The following is a 10,858-nucleotide window of genomic DNA, read 5'->3' on the forward strand; positions in this document are numbered from 1 at the left end:
CAAATCAAAGCTGTTTCATCTACACGTTTAAATTAAGTTTATCCACCTAATTGGGTAACTATATGTAGGTATTATCATTAAGGTTTGATGTTAGTTAAAGCTATTACTATCCATATTGTGATATATGTCACCTTTTATTGGTTTCATTCGTAACAATGCGTCATTTCTTATGCTTAATGAGGTTTTCAGTTATATTCTAATTAAAAACTAACCAATTAGTAATATTAATTATCTGGACAGATGAGTGGATGACAGATATCAAGAATACTTAACGCAGAGCAAATTGACGATGCTGATGTTGATGTTGATGTATTACGGGCTATTTACTTAACAAGCTAAACCCTTGATTAAAATAAGTGTTTTTTTGGTATTCACTTAGTCTAAAATTAGAGCGATAAATCACTTTGTTTGTAAGATTTGTAAGGGGAAAACTTAGCAGATTTAATATTCCTCGTTAATCGTCATTTTAACGATACAATGTCATCAAAGAATATTTACAACATTATATGGATTATGAAACCTATTTCGTTTAGAACTTATATTTCTGGCATTTTCATTTTACTCTTTAGTATATTTAGCTTAACGACGATAGTGGCAGGGGTAAGCCATATGGAGTCAGAAAAAGTGAATTTTACAAACGAGTATGTAAAGAAATATACCAGCAGTTTGCAAAGCCAAATTAAACTTATTTCGATCCCCGCGATCACTTCCCTTGATATGTTGATAGTCGTTAACTTAGTTGAAAATAACGACAAAGATTTAGCATGGCTAGCACCTATAGCTACAACATTAATTAAAAATCCGTATATGACCTCCCTATATGCAGCGAATCAAGATGGCAAGTCGGTTTTTATTTACCGAATCACAGAAGATATGCGTAGTTCTGAGCATACGCTGCCAGCTAATGCTGTATTCAGTGTTAACTTCAATCAGGTTAGTGGGAAGCAACGTCGTGTATTTTTGAATAAGGAATTAGAAGTTGTTTCTTGGGAGTATTATGACAATGGTGGTTATGAGCCAAGAGTTCGCCCTTGGTTTAAAAACACAAAACTTGATGGCAGTATTTTATTTTCTAAGCCGTATAAGTTTTACCCTTCTCAACATTTAGGTATTACATTTTCACGTCGTGCCTATGACGGTAAAAGTGTTGTTGGTGTCGATTTTGATTATAAGTCGTTATCACGAGTAGCTCAGGACATGAAGTACTCGAAACATGCGAAGACTTTCTTATTAACCCCATCGAAAGATGTAATTGCCAGTAACATTGATATAGATAATGACTATTTACTAGAAAGTAGTGAGCCAGGGCTAGTGAAAGCACTGGTAAATTTAGATCGTTTAGCCCCCTTTAATACGGTAATGCAATCTATTACTAATAACGGTCAAGCCTCTCGGTTATTAATAACCCCGTTGAATGTTGGAGACGAACACGTTATTTATCTTGTTAATCTGATTAAAGAACAAGAGTTTTTAGCTATGTCAGCCTATATTAGTTCTCAGTTCAATGTTAAAAACATGCTGTTTTTAACGCTGATATTTTTTATTATTAGTATTTTGTCGACTAGGCGTATCGCGAGGCCGCTTATATATTTAAATAAATCTTTAACTAATATTCAAACATTTAAGTATCGACATAAGAAATATCAACCCTCAAATATTGCGGAGATTGATCAACTTAATGAAACCATGCTATTGATGGAAAGCGTGCTCGTTGATTTCTTTAATAACCTTTACCATGTGGCCCGTTCATCTAAGCCTGAAGAGTTATCCGCTTCGATTGTGGAACAGACAGAAGTTATTTTATCTGCAAGTAGTTGCCAGTTGTTCATCACTAACAGAACAAATAGACAAAAATTTCATCTCGCTGCCAATTCGGGTTCTATTCCTGAGTTTGAACTTCAGTCTTTCGCTAGTGACAATAAAGACGTATTTGATAAACATGTACATAAATTATCAGGGGAAGGTGCTAAAGCTATTTTTTCTGGTGGGCCGTGTAAAACAGGCTTTATTATTCCTTTAATGAACCGTAAAGAAGAAAATATCGGTGTTTTAGTGATCGGCTTTAAAGACAAAATAGATAAAACAGCCTACGATCGAATTCGCTTGGTACGAAATTTTATTGGTTTTAACGAAATAGTGTTAGAACATTTAGAGAAAGAACAGGAACAGCAGGAATTATTCCATTCTTTTGTGATGATGACAGCGACCGCGTTAGATACAAAATCCCCTTACACTGGCGGTCATTGTCAGCGGGTACCGGAAATTACCAAATTAATCGCCGAGGCGGCTGAATCTGATACGGACCTATTTGCTGATTTTTCGCTAACTTCAAAAAGTAGGGAAGAGCTGTTAATTGCCGCCTGGTTACATGATTGCGGTAAAGTCACAACGCCTGATTATGTGATGGATAAAGCAACGAAACTTGAAACTATTTATGATCGTATTCATGAAATACGTATGCGTTATGAAGTGTTAAAACGAGATGCTGACCTTGTATATTGGCAGTCGATAGCAAAGGGAATGGATAAGTCTCGAGCCCAGCAAGTTTGCCACGAGCTAAAAGCGGAATTAGATGAAGAATTTGCATTTATAGCAAGTTGTAACCCGGGTAGTGAGTTTTTAGCACCGGAAAAACAGCAACGATTAACCGAGATATCAAAACGTACTTGGTTAAGAACATTGCCTGATGATATTGGTATCTCTCAACAAGCGTTAGCGAAAAAACCTGCGGGTTTGAATCAGCTGCCAGCCATTGAGAATGTGTTAGCGGACAAACTAGAACATTTATGTACATGGGAAGAAAAGCAAAAGCAGAATAAGCACAGTAAACGTGATTTTAAAATACTGCAACCCGCGCACCGCTTTAACCGTGGTGAAATACATAACCTTATTGTTAAGGCCGGAACGTTAACAGAGGAAGAGCGTTACCACATTAACGATCATATAGTGCAAACATACATAATGCTAGATCAGATTATGTATCCTGAATACTTAAAGAATGTTCCGTTAATTGCTGGTAGTCATCACGAAAAAATGAATGGTGAAGGCTATCCTTTGAAATTAAAAGGGGAAGAGATCCCGATGGGTGGTCGTATGATTGCTGTCGCTGATATTTTTGAAGCACTGACAGCATCAGACCGTCCCTATAAAGACGCTAAAAAGTTAAGCCAAGCATTAAAAATAATGGCATTTATGGTAAAAGACGAGCACCTTGATCATGATGTGTTTGATTTGTTTTTAACAAAAGGCGTCTACGAATCTTATGCAGATGAATACTTAAAACCTGAACAACTTGATTTTGTCGATGTTGATGGGCTTAGAGCTATTTATATCAAAAAATAATCGATATAAATACACAGATTAGCGACTTGTCACATTTGTAATTAAATAACAAAATACTCATGAATACCTATTTGTGAGTATTTTTATTGGTGTTTTTGTTGTTTTTAAATTACATTAATGGCAGTATTTATCAATTTTCAATTATTAAACGCTATATTACGTTATATAATTACGTTCCGGTTCACACTTTTGATCTCCTTCATGTTACCTCATAATTAAAATTGATCTGCATCATTATTAACTCCTAAGTAATACCTCAAAATGCCTACATAATAAATATATAGGAATAATTATGAGCAAAGTCAGACTGGTTATTATTGGTAACGGTATGGTTGGCCACCGTTACATCGAAGACTTAGTAGAAAAAGCTGAAATCGAAAATTTTGATATAACTGTATTTTGTGAAGAACCCCGCGTTGCCTATGATCGCGTCCATCTCTCTTCTTATTTCTCTCATCATACTGCCGATGAATTATCTCTGGTAAAAGAAGGTTTTTATGGCAAGCATAATATCAATGTATTAATTGGTGAACGTGCTATCAATATTAACCGCTCACAGAAGATCATTTATTCAAACTCAGGCCGTGAAATAAAATACGACAAATTGATTATGGCAACGGGCTCAACACCTTGGGTACCACCAATTAAAGGTAACGAAAGTAAAGATTGCTTTGTTTACCGTACTATTGAAGATTTGAAAACCATTGAAGCAACGGCAAAACGCAGTAAAAGCGGTGTCGTTGTAGGCGGTGGTTTATTAGGTCTAGAAGCGGCAGGCGCATTAAAAGCGCTGGGTGTCGAAACACACGTTATCGAGTTTTCACCGGTATTAATGGCTGAGCAACTAGATCGTGAAGGTGGCGAACAGCTTCGTAAAAAAATTGAAAAACTGGGCGTACAAGTGCATACCAGTAAGAATACATTAGAAATCGTTGCGCAAGGTGAAACGGCACGTAATACCATGAAGTTTGCTGATGGTACCGAGCTTGAAGTTGATTTTATCGTATTCTCAACCGGTATTCGTCCACAAGACAAGTTGGCTCATCAATCAGGTTTAGCAACAGGCCGCCGTGGTGGTATTACCATTACTGACCAATGTGTGACGAGCGATAACGATGTGTATGCGATCGGTGAGTGTGCATCTTGGAACGAACAATTCTTTGGATTAGTGGCACCGGGTTACAAAATGGCACAAGTTGCTGTTGACCACTTGTTAGGTCATGAAAGTGTATTTGAAGGCGCGGACATGAGTGCAAAACTCAAACTACTTGGCGTAAAAGTAGGGAGTATCGGTGATGCAAATGGCCGTACACCGGGCTGCAAGAGCTTCGTATACCTTGATGAAACAGAGGAAGTATACAAACGTATTATTGTTTCTGAAGACGGCAAAAAATTACTGGGTGCAGTATTAATCGGTGATACATCTGATTACGGTAATTTATTACAACTTAAATTGAATGACATGGATCTACCTGAGCATCCAGATAGTTTGATTTTACCTGCGCATGCAGGTGGCGATAAGCCTGCAATGGGTGCTGATTCATTACCAGATACTGCGGTATTGTGTTCTTGTTTTGATGTCACTAAAGGTAAAATTGCAGCCGCAGTTGCCGATGGCCACACAACAATAGGCGAAATAAAAGCAGTTACTAAAGCCGGTACAGGTTGTGGTGGTTGTTTACCACTTATTACACAGGTATTGAATTCAGAACTGGCTAAATCAGGCATTGAAGTGAAAAACCATTTATGTTGTCACTTCGAATATTCTCGCCAAGAGTTATTCCACCTTATCCGCATTGAATGTATTAAGACCTTTGACGAATTATTGACTAAATACGGTAAAGGTTACGGTTGTGAAGTGTGTAAACCAACTGTTGGTTCCATCTTAGCATCGTGTTGGGGTGAGCATATATTAAGTCGTGATAATGTTGGCCTGCAAGATACCAATGATAACTTCTTAGGAAACATGCAAAAAGACGGTACTTATTCAGTTATTCCACGTATGGCAGGCGGTGAAGTAACACCACAAGCACTGGCTGTACTGGCTGATGTTGCTGCTGAATATAACTTGTATACCAAGATCACTGGCGCACAACGTATTGGTTTGTTCGGGGCTCATAAAGGTGATTTACCAACAATCTGGAAGAAACTGATTGCTGGAGGTTATGAAACGGGTCAAGCGTATGCAAAAGCATTACGTATGGCTAAAACCTGTGTTGGTAGTACTTGGTGTCGCTTTGGTGTGCAAGACAGTGTCGGTCTCGGTGTGTTACTTGAAAACCGATATAAAGGTATTCGTACTCCACACAAAATGAAGTTTGGTGTATCCGGTTGTACGCGTGAATGTGCTGAAGCACAGGGTAAAGATTTAGGTCTTATTGCAACAGACTCTGGTTGGAATATGTATGTCTGTGGTAATGGCGGCATGAACCCGCGTCACGCAGATTTACTCGCATCGGATCTAGATGAAGCAACATTACTTCAATATATTGACCGTTTCTTAATGTTCTATGTTCGCACAGCAGACAAGCTACAACGTACGTCGGTATGGATGGATAACCTAGAGGGTGGTGTTGATTACCTACGTGAAGTGGTTGTTAATGACAAACTGGGTATTAATGAACAACTAGAAACTGACATTAATAAACTGATTAATGAATTCCGATGCGAATGGTCTGAAGTAGTCGAAAGTGAAGAACAGCAAAAACGTTTCGCTCACTTTATTAATAGCGATGAGCAAGACAGCAATGTGCGCTTTGTGAGTGCACGTGACCAACATCGTCCTGCTTCAACTGCAGAGAAAGCGGATACTTATACAATCACAGTGGAGGAGCACGCATGAGTAAATGGATTAGCGTTTGCCAACTAAGCGATATCAACCCAAAGACAGGTGTGTGTGCACTGGTTAATGGTAAACAAGTTGCGATTTTTCGTCCACGTGACAACGATGAGTTGTTTGCGATAGACAATATGGACCCGTTTGCTAAATCGAATGTACTTTCACGCGGTCTTATTTGCGAACATGACGAGCAGCTTTGGGTAGCAAGTCCGTTGAAGAAACAACGCTTTAATTTATCGACAGGGCAATGTTTAGAAAACGATGTAGTGTCACTTGCAACGTATAAAATTAGAGTAAACAAAGATGCTGTTGAGATTGGCGTTTAAGTAGCATCAATAGAAATAATGAAACATTAGATTAATGAATGCCCCATTTGTTGTGGATGGGGCATTTAAACATGGAAACTGTTACAGAGTTGCTGTTCCAATAACGAATAATCACTTACATAAATGTGAAGTCATTATTGGTGTATCAATTTCGAATTTAACAATTATAAAAAGGATATTCCTTCATGTATGCAGACACAATTAAAAAATGCTCAGCCAACGCTGCCCGCATTGTAAAACTAGACAAGACAGATCCACTTAGCTTTCTTATCAGCGGTGCTATGGCTGGTGCGTATGTGGGTCTTGGTATTATCTTGATCTTCACGTTAGGTAACATGGTTGATCCATCAATTCGTTCATTAGTGATGGGCGCGACATTTGGTATTGCATTAACGTTAGTTATTATTGCGGGTTCTGAGCTGTTCACTGGTCATACTATGTTTTTAGCACTAGGAGCGAAAACAGGGGCTATCACTTGGGCTGATAATGTACGTATATTACCAAAAACATGGTTATATAATCTTATTGGTTCAATCGCAGTTGCAGCGTTATTTTATTATGCTGGTGGCGGAAAATTATTAGGTAACTCAGAAAGTTTAGTGCACAAAGTTGCGTTAGCGAAAACAACTGCACCAGCAATCGTTTTGTTATTCAAAGGTATCTTATGCAACTGGTTAGTCTGTCTTGCAATCTGGATGTGTCAACGTGTTGAAGGTTCAGCTAAATTTATCGCTATTTGGTGGTGTCTATTAGCATTTATCGCGTCTGGTTACGAGCATTCAATCGCTAACATGACTATCTTTGCAATGGCTTACTTCGGAGATAGCCAAGAAGCATTCAATCTGGTTGGTGTTGGTCATAACCTATTATGGGTTTCACTCGGTAATATCATTTCTGGTACTGCATTCATGGGACTAGGTTATTGGTACTCGACACCAAAAGCAGAGCGCCCTGTAGTAAACCAAGAAGTTGTAAAAGCGACAACAGTTACAGGTAAAACAGCTAAAGCTTAATTGACTAGTTCAATCTAGATTTCGATTGCATATAAGTTTTAAATTTAACTAACGCTTTAAGTGATAGCCAACTGTATACACGGTTGGCTTTTTTATATGCAGAAATTGCCCTCTACTTCTTAAAATCATTGCTTTACCGACTTTATCTGCAATCTTGTAATACTTCTGCTAAACTGCGCGGCATATCGTTTTTGTTGTTGTGTTTAGTAAGGTCATTATGGGTTTTTCTGCTTTAAATCTTAATCAAAATTTAATTAATACTGTTACCAAGTTAGGCTACGAAACGCCTACACCAATTCAAGCTCAGGCTATTCCTGCAATTCTGGAAGGGCGTGACATCATGGGTGGTGCTCAAACTGGTACAGGTAAAACGGCAGCATTTGCATTGCCCATAATTCACCAGTTAATGGCCCAGCAGTTAACCGCTAACTCAGCAGAGCCAACGGCTAAAAAACAAATTCGAGCTTTAGTATTAACGCCAACGCGTGAATTATCACAGCAAGTACACAAAAGCTTTGTTACATATAGCGAAGACAGTGAATTAACGGCTGAACTTGTTTACGGTGGCGTGAGCATTAACCCACAAGTTAAAGCGCTTGCACAAGGTGCTGACATTTTAGTTGCAACACCAGGTCGTTTATTGGATCTATTAGATCGTGAAACACTAACACTTGAGTTTGTTGAAAAAATCGTATTCGATGAAGCTGACCGTATGCTCGATATGGGCTTTATGGAAGAAATTCGTCGTATCCTAAAACACCTACCGAAAAAACGTCAAACGATGTTGTTCTCGGCAACATTTGATGATGCAATCTTTAAGCTAAGCAAAAGCTTATTAAACGATCCACTATTAGTGGAAGTAGATACGCGTAATGCAGCGGCTGAGCAAGTTGAACAAATTGTTTATGCGGTTGATACTGATCGTAAACGTGAATTAACGTCTTACCTAATCGGTTCTCGCAACTGGCATCAAGTACTTATCTTTACCCGTACTAAGCAGGGGGCAGATAGCCTAGCAAAAGAGATGTGCAAAGATGGTATTAAAACAATTGCTGTACACGGCGACAAATCACAGGGCGCACGTGAACGCGGTCTTGAAGATTTCAAAAATGGTAAAATACGTGCATTAGTGGCGACAGATGTTGCTGCCCGTGGTCTTGATATCGAACAGCTTAAACACGTAATTAACTTTGAATTACCGTTTAAAGCAGAAGACTATATTCACCGTATCGGTCGTACCGGTCGTGCTGGTCTATCAGGTACTGCTACGTCGTTAGTAAGTATTGGTGAAAACTGGTTATTAGAAGAAATCGAAACACTGCTTGATACCCGTTTAGTAGCACAGTGGTTGCCGGGTTATGAACCTGATCTAAGTAAACCTGTTGATGATGGCCGTGGTAAAGGCGGTAGCAAAGGTAATAATAACAGCCGTACTGCTGATAAACGCCGTGCTAAGAACCGTTCTTATGGTAAGAAAACAAATAATCGAGCGAAAAAAGACGCTAAGCCAAATAATTAATTTGGATACACTTTTTAGTTCATGAATGGCTAAGGTTAAAGACCTTAGCCATTTTTTCCCTCGATTTCCAACCATAACAAGCTCTCGTTATTACTTGGTAAATGAAATACGTCGTCAATATTCCAGCATTTTTGAACCCCTCATATTGTCCTTTCGAATTAAGCTACAACCTTTATCTTTTTCAAAGAACCTGCCTATGATTTGAGACTTGGTTCTCAAATTGAAGGGATATACCGCATTTGTGGTGGATTGAGTTGAAAAAATTGGCAAAATGAAGATGTTGTACTTATGTGCGATCGCTTCTTTTTTGCTAGATAGTAAAAAGAAACTAAGTCCTGATAAGGGTCCTGATAAGGTATAGAAATAAAAATAAAAAGGATGGCAAGCATTTGGCTTTATATACCTATTGCTTTGCCTATGATAAGGAAATAAAAATGAATAAAATCATGAAACTCTCATTAATTTTAACTCTTACGGGTCTTTTGCAGGGTTGTATAGTCTCTGAACCTGTTTCGCATAAAGAGATTAAAGCAACTGAAAATAGCGCTTTTACAACAGATGGTCGCTTGTTTGTTGTGGGAGAAAATAGAGATAAAGAAAGTTGGATTTTTGAAATCATCAAAAATTCAGAAGGTTCGTATACGCATATTCCTTATGTTAAAGGAACAGTTGATGGGACTGTGTTAGGTGGTATCAATGATACCCCAGAAGGTGAAGAGTGTACCTTTACGGGGTTAACTGCGAATGGTTCGTTACTTTATGCAGCTTGCTTGCAGAAGAGTGGCCTTTCAGGATTAAGAATTGAAACTGTTTCCTTATTTCAAGTAGAAACCGCTCTAAATAGTGAACGAGTTAAAACAGGTTACATGACAGATAGCAATTTCATTCAAGGGGATGATGAAAAACCATTTGACCCATACTGGTTTATGGCAAATGGTATGGCGGTAGATAGTGCAGGGCATCTTTATATCAGTAATACCAAGGCCTTTCTCGCGCCTAACGGAGATACCATTTCGCAAGTGACGATCACAGATAATGGTGACTCTAGCTCTTTGGAGTTTAACCATAAAACTTGGATATCAGGAAATGAAATCTTCCCTAATGGTGTGCAAATAGAAGGAAATACTCTTTATTATGCAGGTGGTTCAAATATCCTCAAAGCCAAAATAAATCCAGACTTTTCTGCGAGTGACGTAAATGTTCATTACAATGGGTCAAAACTTGCGGGTATAGATGATTTTGCTATTCATGAAGGCTATATTGCATACTCTAAAATTTCTGTACCAGGTGCTGTTGTTATCTTGACACCAGCTGAATTTGAAGACAGAGCTAAAAAATATTCAACTATCCGTATGAAAGTGATACCGAGTAGTATTGTTTATCAGCTAAACTTGCCAGAAGGTAACCCTTTATTTGATGAAGGAAATCTATTGGTTACGTCATTCTTTAGTGGTGGCCTCTATAGAATAGCGTTGTAAGATACTGTACACATACGTCTATGTTTAAATCCGTATATAGCGCTAGACCAGAAGCTCGTCTGCTCATGAACGTGGGAGCTTTTGGATTAACTGCAATGTGTCAAAGAATGTAGGGGGGCTCAAGTTGGTTATACTTTAGCCTCCCACGTTTCGAGCTAAATGTTTATGCGAAAGATAAATGATATACATACTTTGTACAGGCACCGAGATTTCATTTTCTTCAGTAACAAACCGCCAATATCGATTCTTCAAACTTGTTCCCATAATAATACAATCATATTGGGTCAAATCGTCAGGTGAAGAGATACGTAACACGCCAGCGTATTAAGCGATTTATCCTT

Annotated in this window: 6 protein-coding genes; all 6 read left to right on the forward strand. The window is 38.4% G+C overall.

Translation table 11 applies throughout. The annotated features are described in order from the left end of the window. Positions 1 to 624: 624 nt before the first annotated feature. The 6 genes from HWV01_RS10190 to HWV01_RS10215 all read left to right on the forward strand — a co-directional run bounded on the left by HWV01_RS10190 (position 625) and on the right by HWV01_RS10215 (position 10,517). Complete coding sequence (locus HWV01_RS10190) at positions 625 to 3,342, forward strand: HD domain-containing phosphohydrolase (protein ID WP_249185518.1); 2,718 nt, start codon at positions 625 to 627, stop codon at positions 3,340 to 3,342. A gap of 292 nt (positions 3,343 to 3,634) precedes the next feature. Continuing rightward, complete coding sequence (nirB, locus tag HWV01_RS10195) at positions 3,635 to 6,184, forward strand: nitrite reductase large subunit NirB (protein WP_211675262.1); 2,550 nt, start codon at positions 3,635 to 3,637, stop codon at positions 6,182 to 6,184. Then, complete coding sequence (nirD, locus tag HWV01_RS10200) at positions 6,181 to 6,507, forward strand: nitrite reductase small subunit NirD (protein WP_211675263.1); 327 nt, start codon at positions 6,181 to 6,183, stop codon at positions 6,505 to 6,507. The genes nirB and nirD overlap by 4 nt, the downstream gene beginning before the upstream one ends. A gap of 185 nt (positions 6,508 to 6,692) precedes the next feature. Further along, the gene (gene nirC, locus HWV01_RS10205; RefSeq protein WP_211675264.1) at positions 6,693 to 7,520 is read left to right on the forward strand and encodes a nitrite transporter NirC; all 828 of its coding nucleotides are present in this window, start codon (positions 6,693 to 6,695) and stop codon (positions 7,518 to 7,520) included. Between the two features lie 217 nt (positions 7,521 to 7,737). Continuing rightward, positions 7,738 to 9,039, forward strand: coding sequence for a DEAD/DEAH box helicase (locus HWV01_RS10210; RefSeq protein WP_211675265.1), 1,302 nt, complete (start codon positions 7,738 to 7,740; stop codon positions 9,037 to 9,039). Between the two features lie 434 nt (positions 9,040 to 9,473). Then, positions 9,474 to 10,517 carry a hypothetical protein gene (locus HWV01_RS10215; protein WP_211675266.1) on the forward strand — a complete coding sequence of 348 codons (1,044 nt, stop codon included), beginning with the start codon at positions 9,474 to 9,476 and terminating at the stop codon, positions 10,515 to 10,517. Positions 10,518 to 10,858 lie beyond the last annotated feature (341 nt).

This window comes from Moritella sp. 5, from assembly GCF_018219455.1.
In the GTDB taxonomy this organism is placed as follows: Bacteria; Pseudomonadota; Gammaproteobacteria; order Enterobacterales; family Moritellaceae; genus Moritella.